This window comes from Salinisphaera sp. SPP-AMP-43, from assembly GCF_049568105.1.
GTDB lineage: Bacteria > Pseudomonadota > Gammaproteobacteria > Nevskiales > Salinisphaeraceae > Salinisphaera.
In genome coordinates this window covers 2,684,347-2,703,380 of the sequence record NZ_CP145335.1, presented here as the reverse complement: position 1 = coordinate 2,703,380, position 19,034 = coordinate 2,684,347, and the positions used below count along the sequence as shown (strand labels likewise).

General features: G+C 59.6%; 14 protein-coding genes and 3 tRNA genes. 14 read left to right on the top strand and 3 right to left on the bottom strand.

What is annotated here, in order from left to right; genetic code table 11:
* Positions 1–7 precede the first annotated feature (7 nt).
* Both V5738_RS11625 and V5738_RS11620 read right to left on the bottom strand, forming a co-directional pair.
* Entirely contained in the window at positions 8–853 is an 846-nt protein-coding gene (locus V5738_RS11625) for a bifunctional allantoicase/(S)-ureidoglycine aminohydrolase (RefSeq protein ID WP_423820971.1), read from the bottom strand.
* Positions 854–1,819: 966 nt separating this feature from the next.
* A tRNA-Asn gene (locus V5738_RS11620) sits at positions 1,820–1,895 on the bottom strand.
* A gap of 220 nt (positions 1,896–2,115) precedes the next feature.
* Between V5738_RS11620 and uvrB the strand changes: the two genes are divergently transcribed.
* The 12 genes from uvrB (at position 2,116) to V5738_RS11560 (ending at position 14,776) form a co-directional block, all read left to right on the top strand.
* Positions 2,116–4,134 (top strand): excinuclease ABC subunit UvrB, encoded by a 2,019-nt coding sequence (gene uvrB, locus V5738_RS11615; protein WP_423820970.1) that lies wholly within the window; start codon positions 2,116–2,118, stop codon positions 4,132–4,134.
* Positions 4,135–5,371: 1,237 nt separating this feature from the next.
* A tRNA-Val gene (locus V5738_RS11610) sits at positions 5,372–5,448 on the top strand.
* Between the two features lie 114 nt (positions 5,449–5,562).
* Positions 5,563–7,470: a threonine--tRNA ligase gene (thrS, locus tag V5738_RS11605; RefSeq protein ID WP_423820969.1), complete on the top strand. Its 1,908-nt coding sequence runs from the start codon at positions 5,563–5,565 to the stop codon at positions 7,468–7,470.
* Between the two features lie 109 nt (positions 7,471–7,579).
* On the top strand, positions 7,580–8,119 hold the full coding sequence (gene infC, locus V5738_RS11600) for a translation initiation factor IF-3 (protein ID WP_423824171.1): 540 nt from the start codon (positions 7,580–7,582) through the stop codon (positions 8,117–8,119).
* 39 nt (positions 8,120–8,158) lie between these two features.
* Positions 8,159–8,356, top strand: a complete 198-nt coding sequence (gene rpmI, locus V5738_RS11595; protein ID WP_423820968.1) for a 50S ribosomal protein L35 — start codon at positions 8,159–8,161, stop codon at positions 8,354–8,356.
* 84 nt (positions 8,357–8,440) lie between these two features.
* Complete coding sequence (rplT, locus tag V5738_RS11590) at positions 8,441–8,797, top strand: 50S ribosomal protein L20 (protein WP_423820967.1); 357 nt, start codon at positions 8,441–8,443, stop codon at positions 8,795–8,797.
* Positions 8,798–8,929: 132 nt separating this feature from the next.
* Complete coding sequence (pheS, locus tag V5738_RS11585) at positions 8,930–9,931, top strand: phenylalanine--tRNA ligase subunit alpha (RefSeq protein WP_423820966.1); 1,002 nt, start codon at positions 8,930–8,932, stop codon at positions 9,929–9,931.
* A gap of 8 nt (positions 9,932–9,939) precedes the next feature.
* A complete protein-coding gene (pheT, locus tag V5738_RS11580; RefSeq protein WP_423820965.1) occupies positions 9,940–12,318 on the top strand; it encodes a phenylalanine--tRNA ligase subunit beta in 2,379 nt (792 codons plus the stop codon).
* A gap of 3 nt (positions 12,319–12,321) precedes the next feature.
* Entirely contained in the window at positions 12,322–12,621 is a 300-nt protein-coding gene (locus V5738_RS11575) for an integration host factor subunit alpha (RefSeq protein WP_423820964.1), read from the top strand.
* Positions 12,605–12,970 (top strand): MerR family transcriptional regulator, encoded by a 366-nt coding sequence (locus V5738_RS11570; RefSeq protein WP_423820963.1) that lies wholly within the window; start codon positions 12,605–12,607, stop codon positions 12,968–12,970. Before V5738_RS11575 ends, V5738_RS11570 begins: the two co-directional genes overlap by 17 nt.
* A 42-nt stretch (positions 12,971–13,012) precedes the next feature.
* Positions 13,013–13,089: transfer RNA gene (locus V5738_RS11565), tRNA-Pro, on the top strand.
* A gap of 433 nt (positions 13,090–13,522) precedes the next feature.
* Positions 13,523–14,776, top strand: a complete 1,254-nt coding sequence (locus tag V5738_RS11560; RefSeq protein ID WP_423820962.1) for a hypothetical protein — start codon at positions 13,523–13,525, stop codon at positions 14,774–14,776.
* Between the two features lie 224 nt (positions 14,777–15,000).
* Here V5738_RS11560 and V5738_RS11555 read toward each other — a convergent pair whose 3' ends face one another.
* The gene (locus V5738_RS11555) at positions 15,001–16,317 is read right to left on the bottom strand and encodes a sulfotransferase (protein WP_423820961.1); all 1,317 of its coding nucleotides are present in this window, start codon (positions 16,315–16,317) and stop codon (positions 15,001–15,003) included.
* A gap of 1,245 nt (positions 16,318–17,562) precedes the next feature.
* On the opposite strand from V5738_RS11555, the gene ccmA reads away from it, so the two are divergent.
* Positions 17,563–18,225: a heme ABC exporter ATP-binding protein CcmA gene (ccmA, locus tag V5738_RS11550; RefSeq protein ID WP_423820960.1), complete on the top strand. Its 663-nt coding sequence runs from the start codon at positions 17,563–17,565 to the stop codon at positions 18,223–18,225.
* Entirely contained in the window at positions 18,219–18,887 is a 669-nt protein-coding gene (gene ccmB, locus V5738_RS11545) for a heme exporter protein CcmB (protein WP_423820959.1), read from the top strand. The genes ccmA and ccmB overlap by 7 nt, the downstream gene beginning before the upstream one ends.
* Positions 18,888–19,034: the final 147 nt, after the last annotated feature.

The window sequence follows — 19,034 nt, the reverse complement described above, 5'->3', positions numbered from 1 at the left end:
CCGGGGGCTAAGTCGCGGCCAATGAGGGGGCACCGGGCAGTCGCGGATGCCGATTGACGTCCTTGTAGAGCAGATAACGAAACGGGCCCGGCCCGGCGGCATAGCAGGCCTGGGGGCAGAAGGCGCGTAGCCATAGGAAGTCGCCGGCCTCGACCTCTACCCAGTCTTCGTTGAGCTGGTAGACCGCCTTGCCCTGCAGGATGTACAGCCCGTGCTCCATGACGTGGGTCTCGGAAAACGGAATCACGCCGCCGGGCTGAAACGTCACGATGGTGACGTGCATGTCGTGGCGCAGATCGTCGGCCGCCACGAAGCGGCTGGTCGCCCAGACACCCTCGGTGTCGGGCATCGGCTCGGGCGTTACGTCGTCGTCGTGGGTGACGAACGCAGCCGGTGCCGGAATGCCGTCGGCCGGCTCGTAGGCCTTGCGGATCCACTGGAAGTGAGCCGGGTCTGCCGTGTCATTGTGCAAATGCCAGTCTGCCCCCGGTGGGATGAAGACATAGCTGCCCGGAATCAGGGCATGGGCTTTGCCTTCCAGAGTCAGCGTTAACCCGCCGTCGACCACGAACAGCACCGACTCGACTGTCGGATCCGGTTCCGGACGCTCGCTGCCGCCCCCCGGGGCGACTTCCATAGCGTACTGGGCGAACGTTTCGGCAAAGCCAGACATGGGGCGGGCCAGTATCCAGGCCCGGGTGGCGTGCCAATGCGGCAACCGGCTGGTGACGATATCGCGCATCACGCTGCCGGGAACGACCGCGTAGGCTGTTTTGAATACCGCACGATCGACTGTGCGCTGGTTCTGATCCGGCAGCCCCGCCGGTGGGAAGGCATAGCTGTGTTTTGACATCAATCGCTGTTCAAGTAGGGGCGGCTGGCAAGTGCAGCAGGCGCTGAATTGGATACGAATAGATTATTTATGAGTATCCAATAGCAGTCTTGGGGCAAGCAAATACCGCGCCGACCAGGACCGATCAGCTGCGTGAAGGCAGCGGCAAGGTAAGGACAACCGCCTGAGCGTCGCTGGGGTGCCCCGCGAACATGAGCATATCGGCTTGACCGGTCGCGAATCGGCGGCAGTCGGTGGCGTATCGGAGGCGATGGGGGTATGTGCCCGTCGATCCGTTCGGCTAGAAACGCGGTGCGGGGCGCGCTCATCGCGTCGACCGGTAGCAGTCCGCCGGATCCCGGCGATCGTTTATACCAGCGCCACGACCGCAGGGCGTCGCTAGCCTATATCCAGAAAAGCTGTGACCTGGGCGCTTAAGCCTGAGTGGTTGGCCTCGCCTATGCGAAGGGGAGCTCGTCGAGAAGCGGTGACGGCTTGAAGGCCTATCGACGTATCGTGTGGGTGCCGTGTCGACAGCCGCTCACGGTGTCTGCCAAGCATGGGGCGGCCATCGTGTCAGGCCCTAGGCATAACGCCGCAAAAGACCCTGGGGCCTCGGTGCTTCGTCTTAAAAAGTGGCAAGCGCTGTGCACGGCGACCCTACCAGCTCGCCCGCGGGCGTCGTACAGCAATGCAATGTGTGCTAGGCCAAAAGGGTGGCCATGCCAATCACTGCCATAAGCGGCATCGCTATCGGCTCGTCTGCGCGCCCGGGGCAAGTCATCGCTGGGCTACGGCGCTGACTAGAAACTGGCCGTATAGGCGAGGCAGACGCTTGTTGGGGCAGTACGGTGGGCGCCACGTGGCTGCGCTCCCAGCCTCAAGGCCAAGGCGCAAGCGCCCTGAGGGTGGGTAGTCGAGGCCTAGGCCATACATAAAAAAAGGGCTTAGAGGATTTCGATAATCTCTCTAAGCCCTTATCTTGTCTGGCTCCCCGGGACGGGCTCGAACCGCCGACCTAGTGATTAACAGTCACCCGCTCTACCAACTGAGCTACCGGGGAATATTGCTGCTTTGTTTCGCCGTTTGCCGACGAAGGACGCGTATCCTAGGTGATGATTTGGCGCTTGGCAAGCCCTGATAGGCAAAATCTTTCCAGGGTTTTTGAGAGCGTCTGACCGGAAGGCGGCAGTTGGGGATTGTTGCGTAGGCGATACATCGCATTGCGTTGCTGATCCGTAAGCCCCTTGCAAACGAATATGGGCGAGCCAATGGTTGGACACATGAATAACGGATTGCAACTTAAAGCGGATTGGGCGCCGGCCGGTGATCAGCCGGCGGCGATCGAAGGGCTGGTCGAGGGCCTGGAAGATGGGCTTGCGCACCAGGTGCTGCTCGGCGTGACCGGTTCCGGCAAGACCTACACCATGGCGAACGTAGCCATGCAGGCCAACCGCCCGATGCTGATCATGGCGCCGAACAAGACGCTCGCGGCTCAGCTTTACGGCGAGATGAAGGAATTCTTTCCGGACAACGCGGTGGAATACTTCGTCTCTTACTACGACTACTATCAGCCCGAGGCCTATGTGCCGTCGTCGGATACCTTTATCGAAAAGGATTCGTCGATGAACGAGCATATCGAGCAGATGCGCCTGTCGGCGACAAAGGCATTGATCGAGCGCCGCGATACGATCGTGGTGGCCTCGGTCTCGGCTATTTATGGTCTGGGCGATCCGCAGGCCTACTTTGCGATGGTATTGCATCTCGACGAGGGCGAGTCGATCAGCCAACGCGATATCATCAAGCGGCTGACCGAGCTTCAGTACACCCGCAACGACATGACCCTGGAGCGCGGGACTTATCGCGTGCGCGGCGAAATCATCGATGTGTTTCCAGCCGAAGCGGAGGACGAGGCCGTACGCATTGAGTTGTTCGACGACGAAGTCGAGCGGCTGTCTTATTTCGATCCGCTGACCGGCACCGTGAGCCATAAGGTGCCGCGGCTGACGATCTATCCCAAGACGCACTATGTGACGCCGCGCAACCGGATCCTGGATGCAATGGATGCCATCAAGGAGGAAATGCGCGAGCGGGTGAAGTATTTCGAGTCGCAGAACAAGCTGATCGAGGCCCAGCGCATCGAGCAGCGTACTATGTTCGATCTCGAGATGATCAACGAGATTGGCTTCTGTTCGGGGATCGAGAACTACTCGCGCTATCTATCCGGCCGCGAGCCGGGCGCGCCGCCGCCCTGTCTGCTCGACTATCTGCCGGACGACGCCGTTATGGTGCTGGACGAATCGCATGTGACGGTTCCCCAGATTGGCGGCATGTACAAGGGCGACCGGGCGCGCAAGCAGACGCTGGTCGAATATGGTTTTCGGCTGCCGTCGGCGCTGGATAACCGGCCGCTCAAGTTCGAGGAATTCGAGCGGGTCGCGCCGCAGATGATCTATGTCTCGGCCACGCCCGGGCCGTATGAGCTCAAGCACACCGACAACACGGTCGAGCAGGTGGTGCGCCCGACCGGGCTGGTCGATCCGGAAATCGAGGTCCGGCCGGCCGAGACCCAGGTCGACGATCTGCTGTCCGAGATCCAGACCGTGATCGTCAAGCAACAGCGGGTGTTGGTCACTACGCTGACCAAACGCATGGCCGAGGATCTGACCGAATACCTGCACGAGGCCGGGGTCTCGGTGCGCTATTTGCATTCGGATATCGATACGGTCGAGCGCAGCGAGATTATCCGCGATCTGCGGCTGGGCGAGTTTGACGTGCTGGTCGGTATCAACCTGCTGCGCGAGGGGCTGGATATTCCGGAGGTCGCACTGGTGGGCGTGCTGGATGCCGACAAGGAAGGCTTCCTGCGCGCCGAGCGCTCGCTGATCCAGACCATGGGGCGTGCGGCCCGCAACGTCGAGGGCCGGGCGATTCTCTATGCCGACCAGATTACTGGCTCGATGCGTAAGGCGATCGATGAGACTGAGCGGCGCCGGGCCAAGCAGATCGCCTTCAACGAAGAGCATGGCATTACGCCCAGGACCATTCAGAAGGCGGTCGCCGATGTCATGCGCCACGGTTACGAGGACTACAGCGCGGTCAAGGAGAAGAAGAAGGTCGCCGAGGTGGGTGTCGACTACGCCAAGATGTCGGCTTCGCAACTGGCCAAGGAAATCGACAAGCTCGAGAAGCAGATGTTCAAGCACGCCGAGAATCTCGAGTTCGAGGAAGCCGGCAAGATCCGCGATCAGATCTCCAAGGTCCGCGAGCATGCCCTGGAAGTGCCGGCCAAGGCTGGCTAGGGCATATTGGGGTCTCATACGAGTCCGCGCCAAAGGCGGTGGGGCTGCCAGCCGAGGCGCCGCGCGTGCGGCGTGATAGCGCGCCGCCAGTGCGCGGCAACGCCGGATTGCGGCCCAACACCGTCGTTTTGAAGGCAGACTTCTAAGATCGCGCCAGGCTGCGTGACGAGCCGTTATCGTGGCACGCCGCGATACAGCGGCTGGCGCCTCGCCAGCCACGATTTGGGGTGGCAACGCGGCGCTCGCAAGACGCCTCAACGCGGCCTAGGGCGCGTCGTCGCACGACGCCCGCCTATAGGTGTCAGGCAAGGCGCAGACCGCCGAGCGTAGCGGGCCCACGTTCAAGGTCTACAACGCCCCATAGTGCGAGGGCCGGGCCTCATCCCCAGGGTCCGCAGCCCTGGGGCGGCTATCCGGCGTTATCGTTTCCTTACGTGGCAGAGTTACGCCACGCTCACGATGCCTTGGCTTGCCACCACAGGGCTGCGGATGCGGCGGCGTATCTTGTGACGACGGGCCCTACGCTATGTTGTCGCACCCGATGTGGCTGGCCGGACAGACGCGCCGGTCGGCCGCGGGTTGGGAAGCGGCCCAGCGAATCCCGGATATGGCTTGAAGGTTTTACAGACATGCAAGGCCTGGGGCACGCATTGTCTGATCACTGGTGCCCGATGCCGGGGGGCTGTGTATCAGCCGAAGCCCTAGCCAAAAGACGACCGGCGCGCAGGCTCGAAGCAGATCGGTTTCTATGGGGCGCCTTCGACGGTTTTGTTTTAGCAGCAGCGGGCCGTGCCGCGCTGGTGATGCACAGTTAGTGCGAGCGACCGTGGCCCAGCTGGGCGCAATCGTTGTCGGCTCGGTGATGGCGTGGGGCAGACAGGTTGAAGACATGTTCGGCGACGTTATCTTTATCGGCGTCGAGACCCGCATCCGACGGGCAGGGGTGCGTTAGTGAGAGCGCCAGCGGTCGGGTGGGCGGATCAGCCTTTCTAGAGTAGGCGGCTGGCATGGTGCCAGTGACCGATCCGGGCGGCGCCATGACCAGTGGCTGCGCCAGTCGACAATGCCGACGCTGGGACTGGGCCATCCGAGCCATGTCGCGGGTGGTTGGTGCGCAGCGGGGCGTTCTGCCGTTCGCGGACTGGTCCTGGAGACGGCTCATGACGGGACGAATCAAAAAATTTTGCGAAAAGGCTTGCCGAACCCCGGGGATGTCGGTATTGTCTCGCACCTCAACAGGCGCGTAGCTCAGTTGGTTAGAGCGCTACCTTGACATGGTAGAGGTCGCTGGTTCGAATCCGGCCGCGCCTACCAGATACCGAAATAGCCGCCGGCTCATGTCCGGCGGCTTTTTTGCTTCCGCGGCTCGCAATGAGTCGGCCATGCATGCGGCTCTTCGTATCGGCCGCCACTGACAGGACGTTATAGATGCCTGCCATCACGCTCCCCGACGGCTCCGTCAAACAGTTCGATCATCCCGTGACTGGCATGCAGGTCGCCGAATCGATCGGCGCCGGCTTGGCCAAGGCCACGCTGGCGGCACGTATCGATGGTGAACTGGCGGATGCCTGTGTGCCCATTGATCACGACGCCAGGATCGAACTGGTGACCGCCAAGGAACAGGACGGCCTGGATATTATCCGCCATTCCTGTGCCCATCTGCTCGGTCAGGCGCTCAAGACGCTGTATCCGGACGTCAAGATGGCGATTGGGCCAGTGATCGAGGACGGCTTCTACTACGACATCAACATCGGTCGTACCCTCACGCCCGAGGATCTCGAAGCGATCGAGGCGCGCATGCACGAGCTGGCCAAACGCGATCACGAAGTGATCCGCGAGGTGGTCACGCGGGACAGGGCATTGGCGACCTTTGTCGATCGCGACGAGCCCTACAAGCAGGAGATCGTACGCGAGATCCCGGAAGACGAGACTATTGCCCTGTACCACCACGAAGACTACGTGGATATGTGCAAGGGCCCGCACGTGCCCAACTCGCGGCATCTGCGGCATTTCAAGCTCATGAGTCTGGCTGGTGCCTACTGGCGCGGCGATTCCGACAACGAAATGCTGACCCGTATCTACGGCACGGCCTGGGCTAGCGAGAAAGATCTTAAGGCGCATCTAGCCTTCCTCGAGGAAGCCAAGAAGCGCGACCACCGGTTGATTGCCCGCAAGCAGGATCTCTTCCATATCCAGGAAGAAGCGCCGGGCATGATCTTCTGGCACGACCGCGGTTGGCAGATCTATTTGCAGATCACCGACTATATCCGCGCGCGTCTGGATCGCGAAGGCTACAAGGAAGTCCATACGCCGTCGCTGATCGATCTGTCGCTGTGGGAGAAATCCGGCCACGCCGAGAAATTCTCCGACGACATGTTCATCACCGGCTCCGAGGATCGCCAGTTCGCGGTCAAGCCGATGAACTGCCCGGCACACGTTCAGATCTACAACCGCGGCCTGAAAAGCTATCGCGATCTGCCGCTGCGCCTGGCCGAGTTCGGCTCCTGCCATCGCAACGAGGCCTCGGGCACGCTGCATGGGCTGATGCGCGTGCGCGGGTTCACCCAGGACGACGCCCACATCTTCTGTACCGAATCGCAGATCGGCGAGGAAGTCTCGAAGTTCACGGATCTGCTCTACGAAGTTTATGCTGACTTCGGCTTCGATGAGGTGCTGATCAAGCTCTCCACTCGTCCTGAAAAACGGGTCGGTTCCGACGAGATCTGGGACAAGTCTGAAGCAGCGCTGCAGCGATGCCTCGAAGACAAGGGGCTGGATTTCGAGCTGCAGCCGGGTGAGGGGGCGTTCTATGGCCCCAAGATCGAGTTTTCGCTGCGCGACTGTCTGAACCGCGTCTGGCAGCTCGGCACGGTCCAGCTCGATTTCTCGATGCCCCAGCGTTTAGGCGCCGAATACGTCGATGAAAACGGCGATCGCCAGGTGCCGGTCATGCTACACCGGGCGATCCTCGGTTCGATGGAACGCTTCATCGGCATTCTAATCGAGCACCATGCGGGATCGATGCCGGTCTGGCTGTCGCCGGTTCAGGCGGTGATCCTCAATATCACCGATGCCCAAGCAGATTATGCGGTTGAATTGGCGAATACGCTGCGAGATGCTGGCTTGCGGGCCGATACGGACTTGAGAAATGAAAAAGTCGGCTACAAAATCAGAGAACACACGATGCAACGTGTACCGTATCTGCTGGTAGTCGGTGATCGAGAAAAAGCCGATGGTGCGGTCGCGGTCCGAACCCGTGAAGGAGAGGATCTCGGCCCCATGCTGGTGGCTGATTTCGTCGAGCGGGCGACCACGCAGATCAAAAACCGAAATTGAACCAGAAGCCGATGGAAATTGTGCGATTCTTTGTATATAATCGCGCGCTTTACTTCCGCCGAACCATTCGGCGGAATGCGACACCGGCTTAGCAAGGAGGACGTCGACAATCGCTGCTGCACAAAAAGATCGCAGAAACGAGGCGATCACCGCTCGGGAAGTTCGAGTCATCGATCCCGAGGGTGAACAGATTGGCATCATGTCGATCGACGATGCGTTGGCCAAGGCCGGCGAGTACGATCTCGACCTGGTCGAAGTTTCGCCGAACGCGAAACCACCCGTAACCCGAATCATGGATTACGGCAAGCATGTCTTCGAGAAAAAGAAGACACAGCAGGCCGGCAAGCAAAAACAGAAGCAGACGCAGCTTAAGGAAGTGAAGTTTCGCCCAGGCACCGATAAGGGCGACTACAACATCAAGCTGCGGAAGCTCAAAGAGTTCTTGGAAGAAGGGGACAAGATCAAGATCACGTTGCGTTTTCGTGGTCGCGAGATGGCCCATCAAGAACTCGGTATGGAATTGATGCAACACGTCCAGTCCGATTTGGAGGAATGGGCGACCGTGGAACAACGGCCGGAAATGCAGGGTCGCTTGATGACGATGGTCATGTCCCCGCTGAAGGGCGTGCCCAAGCACACCAAGAAATAGCGGCCGTTTGCGGTCACAGTCGAGCCTAGAGAGAGTCGTATGCCTAAGATCAAAACCAACCGTGGCGCCGCCAAGCGTTTGAAGCGTACGGGAAGCGGCCGGCTGAAGCGCAGCCGTGCTTTCGGCAACCACATCCTGACCAAGAAGGCGCCCAAGCGTAAGCAGCGCTTAGCCCAGAGAACTCTGGTTGACAAGGCTGATCAGCCGTCGATGGATAGGATGCTGCCTTACAAATAGGCCGTCGGCTTGAAATCCGATATTTCGTAGCGCGCCGATATCGGCGCGCTTTCTATTCGATTTACTACAGCAGGAAGCGCGAAAATGGCACGAGTCAGTCGCGGCGTGACGGCCAAGGCCCGTCACAAGAAAGTTCTCAAGAAGGCTAAAGGCTACTACGGCGCACGTAGCCGGACCTTCCGGGTGGCCAATCAGGCCGTCATCAAGGCCGGTCAGTATGCCTATCGCGACCGTCGCAACCGCAAGCGCGATTTCCGTTCGCTGTGGATTACGCGCATCAGCGCCGGTGCCAAGGCCCATGGCGTGTCGTACAGCGCGCTGATGAACGGTCTGAAAAAAGCTGGCATCGAGCTGGATCGCAAGATCCTGGCTGACTTGGCCGTGCGCGATAAAGCGACGTTCGGCGCGATCGTGGAGCAGGCCAAGGCCGCCCATAGCTGATTGTCGTTACGCACGTACCAGCGTGCGACTTCACGACGAGACGCACCAAAAGGGAAAGGCCACGGCCTTTCCCTTTTGTGTATATGGGGTCTGAAAATACGGGCTCGATGATTGGCCGGGAGGGCCGAGCGGATGACGACTGAACTCGAACAGCTGCGCGACCAAGCGCTGTCCGACATCGCTGGTGCCGAGGATCTGCAGACGCTCGATGAGCATCGTGTGGCGTTGCTCGGCAAGAAGGGTGAGATTACGGCACGGCTGAAGTCGTTGGGATCGTTGCCGGCTGAGGAGCGTAAATCGGCCGGCGCGGCGATCAACGATATTAAGCGGACGTTGGCCCAAGCGATCGAGGAACGACGCGAAGCACTTCAGCAACAGCAGTTTGCCGAACGCATGGCGCGCGAGTCGGTGGATGTCACGCTGCCCGGTCGCGGTGAGCGGCCCGGTGCCATGCATCCGATCACGCTCACGCGTCGCCGGATCGAGGCGCTGTTCGGGCAGCGCGGTTTCGAAGCCGTGGAAGGCCCGGAAATTGAGGACGACTACCACAACTTCGAAGCCCTCAATGTGCCACCGGATCATCCTGCGCGTGCCATGCAGGATACGTTCTATCTGGATGCAGGCCGTCTGCTGCTGCGCACGCATACATCGCCGGTCCAGATCCGGACCATGGAAAACCGACAGCCGCCAATCCGTGTCATCGCCCCCGGGCGGGTATATCGCTGCGATTCGGATCGTACCCACAGCCCGATGTTTCACCAGGTTGAGGGGCTGTACGTGGCACCGCGGGTCAGTTTTGCCGAGCTTCGCGCCGAGCTGCAGTCGTTTCTCGAAGCGTTTTTCGAAACCGACTTGAAACTACGGTTCAGACCATCCTATTTCCCGTTCACCGAACCCTCGGCCGAAGTCGATATCGATGGTCGTAGCCTGGGTACCGGTGCCGGCTGGATGGAAGTGTTGGGCTGCGGCATGGTGCATCCCAACGTCTTGAATGCGGCCGGCGTGGATAGCCAGCGCTATGCCGGCTATGCCTTCGGTATGGGCATCGAGCGCCTGGCCATGCTGCGCTACGGGGTGACCGATCTGCGCCAGTTCTATAACAACGATCTGCGCATGCTTGCGCAGTTCGCCTAGGGAGCGTCATGAGGATCAGCGAGCAGTGGCTGCGGGAATGGGTCGAGGTTGCGGCGGATACCGACGAGGTCGCCGAGCGGTTGACCATGGCCGGCTTGGAAATCGATGAAATCGAGCCGGCTGCGCCGGATCTGACCGGCGTCGTGATCGGTAAGGTACTGAGTTGTGAGCCGCACCCGGATGCCGACAAGCTCCAGGTTTGTAGCGTCGATACCGGTGACGCCCGCAACCAGATCGTATGCGGCGCGCCGAATGTGGCCGTCGGCGTACGGGTGCCGGTGGCCACGGTCGGTGCGACGCTACCCAATGGCATGCAGATTAAGGCTGCCAAACTACGCGGTGTCGCCTCGAACGGCATGCTCTGCAGCGCGGCCGAGTTGGGTTTGAGTGCCGACACCAGCGGTTTGTGGTTACTGCCGGCCAGCGCGCCGGTCGGTACGCCGTTGGCTGACTATCTCGGGCTGCCGGATACGGTGCTCGAAGTCGATCTGACGCCGAATCGCGGCGATTGTCTGAGCATCCGTGGCGTGGCGCGCGAGGTAGCGGTCGCTTTCGACATGCCGATGACGGATGCCCGGGCCGTAGCGCCGGTGCCGACCCGTGACTCGGTTGCCTCGGTATCGATTGAAGCGCCGGATCTCTGTGCAGCCTATGGTGCCCAGTATATCGAAGACATCGTAGCCGGCGCTGAGACGCCAGTCTGGATGCGCGAGCGGCTGCGCCGGGCTGGTGTGCGGGCGATCAACCTGCCGGTCGATATCGGCAACTATGTCATGCTCGGACTCGGTCAGCCGATGCATGCCTTCGACGCCGACAAGCTCATCGGTGCGATCCAGGTCCGGCGCGCCCGGGCCGGCGAACGCATCGTGACGCTCGATGGCGAAGATGTCGAACTGCTGGCCGATACGCTGGTGATTGCCGACGATGAAGGCCCGGTCGCAATCGCCGGCATGATTGGCGGCGATCGTACCGCGGTCGATGCCGATACCACGCGGGTATTGTTCGAAGCGGCCTGTTTCACGCCGGCCGCGGTTGCCGGGCAAGGGCGGCGCTATAAGATTCATACCGATTCCCTGCACCGTTTCGAGCGCGGTGTCGACCCAGTGCTGCACGGCATTGCTCTGGGCCGGGCGGCGAGCTTGCTGCTCGAGTTCGGCGGCGGAGAATGCGGCTCGCCGCTGATCGTCGCCGGCCAGCCCGTCTGGCAAGACGAGCGCGAGATCGAGCTACAGGCCGATCACGTCGAGCGCCTGCTGGGCCAGCCGATCAGCGGCGAAGTCATCGAGGCTTCATTGGTCGGTCTGGGCGCGGCCTGCGAAAGTGTTGCTCCCGGCCACTGGCGGGTCACGCCACCGAGTTGGCGCTACGATCTGGCGATCGAGGCCGATCTGATTGAAGAAGTCGCTCGGGTTTATGGCTATGATCGACTGACTACCGAGGCTGGCGGTGTATCCTTGCCGGAGGCGATTGGCGGTGCCGCGCTCGAGGCGGTGTTGCCCAGCGAGGCGCTGCGCCAGCGGGGCTATCATGAAGCGATTACCTACAGCTTCGTCGAGCCGCAGCTGCACGCCGAGCTGACTGGCCAGGCCGATGCGATCGCTCTGGATAACCCGATCTCGGATCAAATGGTGTCCATGCGTCGTACGCTCTGGGCTGGATTGTTGGGCTCCTGGGAATACAACACCCGCCGCCAACAAGCGCGGGTTCGGCTGTTCGAGCGGGGCCTGCGATTCTGGCCGGATAGCACGGCCGAACATGGTATGGCCCAGGTCGATACCTTGGCCGGGTTGGCCTCGGGCAGTGCGCACTCGGTGCACTGGAACGAAACCGAGCGTCCGCTAGATTTCTTCGATGTACGTGGCGACGTCGAATCGCTATTCGCTGCGGCCGGCCACAGCCCTGTATTCCGGCCCGAAGCCCATCCGGCATTACATCCGGGTCGGTCGGCACGGATTTATCTGAACGATCGTGCCGTCGGTTGGATTGGCCAGCTTGCCCCTGGATTTGCCAAGCGCTACAAGGGACGTGAGCTCCCGTATCTGTTCGAAGTCGATCGCGACATTCTGTTGGTGCGCAACCCGGTTCGGTACGAGTTGCCGTCTGACCAGCCGCGGATGACCCGCGATCTGGCGCTCGTGGTGCCCGAAGATGTGCCTGCGGCCGAGTTGTTTACAGCGGTCGAGTCGGTGAATAGTGATTTGATTCAGTCGATTGACGTGTTCGATGTCTTCCGCGGCGAGGGCTTGGAAACCGGTTTCAAGAGCTTGGCCTTGAGCTTGATTTTCCAAGATAAAACGAGCACGCTTAATGACGAATCAGTTGATCAGATCATAACCACCGTTATCGATGCGTTACACGCGCGTTGCGGGGCTAAATTGAGGGGGTAAAAGGTGGCGCTAACCAAGGCGGATCTTACGGAAGGTTTGTTCGAAGAGCTGGGTTTTAATAAGCGGGAATCCAAGGAGTTCGTGGATCTTTTCTTTGAAGAGCTCCGTACGACGCTAGAAGCCGGCGACTATGTCAAATTATCCGGCTTTGGCAATTTCGAACTGCGCGATAAGAACGAACGCCCGGGCCGCAACCCCAAAACAGGTCAGGAGATTCCGATTTCGGCACGGCGCGTGGTCAGCTTTAAGCCCGGTCAGAAAATGCGGGCTCGCGTCGAATCCCGCGTTGACCAAGAAGCCTGAAGAACCGCTTCCGTCGATTCCCGACAAGCGCTACTTCTCGATTGGAGAAGTCAGTGATCTCTGTCGGGTAAAATCGCATGTCCTGCGTTATTGGGAGCAGGAATTTCCTCAGCTGAAACCGGCTAAGCGACGAGGCAATCGTCGCTATTACCAGCGGTACGATATAGAAATCGTGCGCGATATCCGGACGCTGCTCTACGACCAAGGTTTCACTATCCAGGGCGCTCGTCTGCAGCTCGATACCAAGGGCCGTAAACTGGCAGCCGTGGCGAGCGAGGACCGTGCTGTGGACTCATTGGCCGCGGTTCGCCAAGAACTCGAATCGATTGTTCAGGAATTGGGCCGATAGCATGTTGTGACGGCCTGAGTTTTGGTATGATGCGCAGGCTGTCGGGGTATGGCGCAGTTTGGTAGCGCGTCTGCATGGGGTGCAGAAGGTCGTAGGTTCAAATCCTGCTACCCCGACCATTAAAACAACGGCTTAGCGACGTTTCGAAAATGCGCTGAGTCAAATTGAACACAATTTGAGCCCAACATCGGCTCAGGCCGCAGTCGACGTCTTCCCAGGGCGGTTCGTGGCCTTCGAGGTAGCCCTCGGTTGTGTCGACGTCTTCGTGGCCATAGAGCGCCGGGATGTCTCGTTCGCGCCATCCTGCTGCACAGTATCGGTCGCCGCCGAGACTTTTGATTTCGTAGTACGTGGGCGGCGGGCTGGTGGCGTAGTGGCCACTGGCGGCGCGGGCGTTCCCGGCAACGCAAATTATTGGCATCGCACGTCAAAATCTGCGCTCTGGCCCGGATCTGCCGGGTACGTACACCCGCGGCCCGGCTGAGCCGCTACAGTGCGATGGCTTTGTGCGTCAAGTACACGCGTTCGGTGGTTCTGTCGACTGCGCTATCGATGTGCGCATCATCCATCCGCCGCCGGCCGGGGATGGAATTTTCGTGGGCGCTCAAAGATCAAACCATAGACGAGGTTTCCAGCCAGCGGCTCGCGCTGAAGGCTGGCGGATTGAACGTGCTTGATATCTATATCCCGGCTCGGCGCGGTGATTTTCTTGCGGTCCATCTGGTCAACGACACCAGCATAGCGCAGGTCTTTGAAGCTGACGCCAGGTGGATGCGGTGGTTTAGCGTAGAAATGACTGGATCAACCCGAGATTTCGGTGCGAACCCTGACGATAGCTATGCGCCGCAAATTGGTTTTGTGTTTCAAGCTGAAGATCGGCGGATCGATGATCTTGGCGCAATCAGTGCCGAGACCCGGGCAACGCGGCACGCATGGGATAACAAATCCCAGGGAATGACGTTCATCGGCGACACGCTGTTGCAGTTCGGCGATGTACCTGATGGATTCGTGAGCCAGTATGACCGTTGGGACACAACCAATAAGACCGGATCGAGTACCCACAGTTGCACTCATATGAACAGCGTCGATTACTCGGCGGTTCACGATGCGTTGAGATTCGAAAACGAGGCCGACGACAACGGAATCCGGATCATCAACTCGGCGTCGTCGAAGCTCGACAATTTCGCTCTGTCGGATTCGGTTCTCGTTCCGATCACTGGTGTATTCGATTCGGCCGATAAGGCGATCCGCGCGGTGTTCACTGATGAGACGCGCACCGTGCTGGCCTATGTCGACAATAGCGGCACGCCGCTGGAGGTTGCCAAGCTGCTGCTCGGCACAGGAAGTAACGATCAATCTCAGATTGATAACGGGGACGGCGCGTTGGTATCCGGACTCAGTGACGATGAGTCCAACGGAACGGCTGTATTCGTCCAGAAATGGCAAACCGAGCGAGTTATCCGGCTACAAGATGCCTGCTACTGCTACTGCTACTGCTACTGCTACTGCTACTGCTACTGCTACTGCTACTGCTACTGCTACTGCTACTGCTACTGCTACTGCTACTGCGACGGCGCGCTGCATCTGGGGGTTATCTTCGGTGCCAGCGATACGGCGCGGCGCCTACCCAGGCCCTTCGCATCGTTCTGGCGGCCGATGGCGGTATCGGTTTCGACAAGAGCTATTCATACCACCCCGCGACCGAGGCCGGTTCTTATGTATCGGGATCAGAAAACGGCGGCGAGACCGAGGGCGTGGCATCAGATGGCCTGTATCTCTATGTCTCGAACTACTTCGGGCAACTGACCACGTTCCCGCTGCATAGCAATGGGAAAATGGCGGGCCGGGCCACGATCGGCACTGAGGGCGCCGTTGATGTTGATCTGCCGTATCCTCGGGTAACAACGCCGGTGGTCACGCTACAGCCTGTCGATTCCGATGGCGTCGGGGCCTATGTGTCTGCGTCCAGCGGGAGCGTATTCACCGTCACCGGCACAGCCGGGGGCGTGGTTAACTGGGTTGCCGAATAGCTACTCGAACCAGCGGCCTCGCAGGTCGAAACCTACGAGGTCGTTCAGGTCGCGAAACTGCTCGCTGAAATAGCTGTCGAGCATGTCGCGAGTACCTGGCCGCATCGCCGGCGGTCGAATGTCAGTCGACAAGCTTAGTCGGTCGGCATAGTGGCTGATCTTATTCGCCATGCGTCGGCCGATCGTTCGGTCAGCGTCAAACCCCAGGCGGGCTGAATATCGAGACGGTATACGCCGTTGCATGATCGCGTTCTTCACGCGATGCAGGGCCGGCGCTCGGGGTGTTTTGCTCAGGTTGGCTCGTATATCAAGGTTCAAGTTATCGAAGCGAGCCGGGTCGGCGCCGAGAAAATCGAACACATTGTTAAGGTATGGCGCGCGGTCGGCTAGAAAATCCTCGAGGACAAAGAAAAAGATCTGCTCGCGCGGAATATGGCGTAGAAGCCTAGCGATCTGGTCGCGGTATTCGCTTCGCCCAAGAACCATATGAGGCGCCATCGTCACAGTGTCTTCGAATGAGTATCGAGCCCGTCCGGCTTTCAATTCATGCCAATACTGTGAATAGGCCCTGTCCACCGGGTGACGCAGCGAAACAATTATCTTGATCGGCTTGGGCTGAGCTGCAATACGCTCGAAAGCGCGAGCCGAAGCTAGATAGGTGGTTGAGTCCTCGCCGACAATTGATTCGTGCCCGGACCCTTTGAATTGTTCGCGATACCAGCGCCAATAGTGGTCGGGATCGTCTATAACGCTCGGTCGGTGCCACCGGTTTTTGCGATGCACCCAAAAATCGCTGTGTTGATAGACGTCATCGATATCAAAGAAGCCGATTTCGTCGCGTGGCATATGTATATCCGGATGGCTATCAAGTAGCCAGTGGAGCGTGCTGGTCCCACACTTCATCGCACCAGCGATCAAAAAATCGGGCAGATCATTCGGCGACGACGACACCCACTCGTTCATATACATCCACTTACGATCGACGGGCGAGATAGTATTCAGACCTTCCAGGTGTTGCAACCAGACGACGACCTGATGATGCGTTGTTTTCCCGTATCGGCGCATCGACAAAGGCGGGCCGGGTTGGATAGTAATGCGCGAAATGCGCTTTATCGCGGGAGTTCGGGGGCTGGTCTCGCGTCGTGTGTTTGGTGAGACAAATGGAATCACAACTAATTGATTAAAATAATGCAGATTGATTGTTTTGATTTCGCTTATTTCCTTTAAAACTGCATAATTTTCAGATGCATACCTCGCATTTCGGCGTCGCCATGGTGTGCAAAAGGTCGTAGGTTCAAATCCTGCTACCCCGACCATCCATCTACATGACCTTGTGATGCATGCATCACAAGGTTTTTTTATGCGCGAACGAAAACCGGTCGCCGTACCGTCGCGTGTGGTGGTCGACGTCTTAATCGATGTGCTTAAAAGACGTATTTCGGGTGTGTTACTGACTGATGACCGACCGTTGCCTTGAGCATGGTTAGGCCTGCGGCAGGGTGGGTTGTTCGCCTTGGGACGGCGTATTCAAAAACCTGGTCGCCGCGACTCGCGGGATGTCGGCTCGCGTTTAAACACGGTTCTAGAAGAGGTGGTAAGCGCACTGCCTAAAGGCTCCGCACAACTACTGATCTTGGCGTCCAATAATTAGTGTTACTGTGCCAATGTAGCTTGAGACCCGCGTTAGTCTGCGGAAACTGACTGCAGCAAAAGGCCCCCTAAGCCTTTGGTTACCGTGCGCTAGTTCGCGATCAGCGCCGAGCACGCTTTAAAATTCAAGAAACCGTTGGTCTACAGGCGGGCAGCGATCGTGGCTTGTTTGCGATTGGGTACCTGCGGCAAGATCCGCTGGCTGGTCTTGGTAGCGGACCTGAAATGCGATTCCCACCATTTTCTGCTGTATAAATCTCGTCTTTTTGGCGGGGCATCTCAAGTGTGGGCATTGTCCGCTGTTGGCACCTCTTAGAAGCGGATTGTCTGACGAGATGCCGCCGGAGGCCATCGTGGGCCTGTAGGACGGAATCGGGGTAGGAAAGACAGCGCCCGGTGCAAGCTGCTAGCCTTACACGCACGGCTTATGGGGACCGACTAGCCGGCAGGTTGAGCATCCTCGAGCGCTGATGTTGTTATATTAGATAACAAAGTCAGCGCCGGCTAGTGGCCGCAGTTGACTTAAGTCAACAATTTGAAAGATGGGGCGCCCGGCGAGGGTCGCGAACCCTTCACGCAGCAACAGAAGGTGGGTTGGGAAGTACCCTCGGTCGTACAGACTGACGCGGGTCTCGAGCACCGATGAGTACGCTATCATCGTTCGACCGGGGCGGCTTCGGTAGATCTACAGACTAAAGTTTGGGCCGCTCTGGCCGCACAAGACAATACGCTGACTCTGTATCCGGATATCAGTCGGTCATATGAGCGGGCTTCAGGGCTAGCGTTTGTTGTGTTCGGCGCTTGCTCAAAAAAGCGCCGAACTGGATCGAGACAGTTGCAGCACGGGCCTCCATGCTGTGAACACCTGTGGGTTCGCTTGGCGAACCGATGTATTACCTACCGTTTTCATATTTGAATTTTCTTGTGAAGCAGGGCTCGTTCGATTCAGACGTTGCACCCGCGGCAGGCTGGTTGGCGATCCGCGGGCTGGGCGTTCAGCGCGGCGGACGAACCTTATTCTCGGGGATCGATCGTCATCTGCGCCCGGGTTCGTTGCTGCATGTTCAGGGGGCTAATGGCGCCGGTAAAACGACGTTTTTGGAAACGATCGCGGGGCTGGTGTTGCCGCCGGCGGGCTGTGTCGAATGGCAGGCTGGCCGCTATGCCAGCCCGATTGAGGAAGCGCCTTGTTACATCGGCCACGATAATGCGCTGCACGCTGCGCTGACGCCGATTGAAAATCTGTCGTGGTTAATGCGTCTGGCCGGACAGCCGGTGGCGACGGCGCTTCTATGTGATGTGCTGGCCGAGCTTGGCCTGTCGCGGCTGCGCCGGCGCCGCTGCGCTCGCTTATCCGCCGGACAGAAACGGCGTGTGAGTCTGGCGCGCCTATGGGTGACCGAGGCTAGACTCTGGTTGTTGGATGAGCCAGCCGCTGGTCTGGATACCGTAGCCCGCGATCAATTGGCTGCGCGTGTCGCGGCCCATGCGGCTGCCGGCGGCATCGTCGTCTATAGTACGCACGAGCCGCTGGCTCTGGGCGAAGTCGATGTACTCGATCTGGATCAATGTTGAGTGTATTTCTGGCGGTGCTGCGGCGCGATCTGTGTATCGGCTGGCGCGAGCGGGGGGCCGTGTTGCACCAGTTGCTGTTCTTCGTATTGCTGGTTGCGCTGTTTCCCTTGGCGGGTTCGGGGTCGCCGGGGGGCGTTCGTACCGTAATGCCAGGGCTGATATGGATGGCTGCGCTGGTCGCCACCATGCTATCGCTACAGCGGCTGTTTCGGCCGGATTATGAGGACGGTACGCTGGTGCAGTACCGGCTGTCGCCGGAGCCGTTGGTATTGATCGCGTTGGCCAAGGTGCTGGCCCATTGGCTGGTCAGTGGCCTGCTGCTCTGTCTGGCAGCGCCCGGGGTGATGCTCGCGATGGGGGCCTCGCCCGATATGGCCGGTGCGGCCGCGGCTGCCTTGGCGCTCGGAACGCCGGTGTTGTCGTTGATTGGCGCGATCGGTACGGCGTTGACTCTCAGCTTGCCGCGCGGTGGATTGTTGCTCGGTATCCTGGTGTTTCCGCTCTATGTGCCGGTACTGATCTTTGGGGCGGGGGCGATGCGCGCTGCGGCGCTCGGGTTGCCGGTTTCGCAAGGGTTGTGGCCGCTTGCAGGTGTATTGCTCTTAGCCGTAGCCACAGCACCTTGGGCGATTGCAGCCGCGCTGCGCATCGGCGTGGAGTGAGCGGGGCGTATTTGTCTGGCAATAACGGTGTTGGGCCGTCACTCGGCGAGTCGCATGATGAATGTCTATCTCGACAGTTCTATGAAGAGATCGGAGCGATATACACAGGTGCTGCGGGCCAGCTGCAATACGGTGCTACGGTGGCTG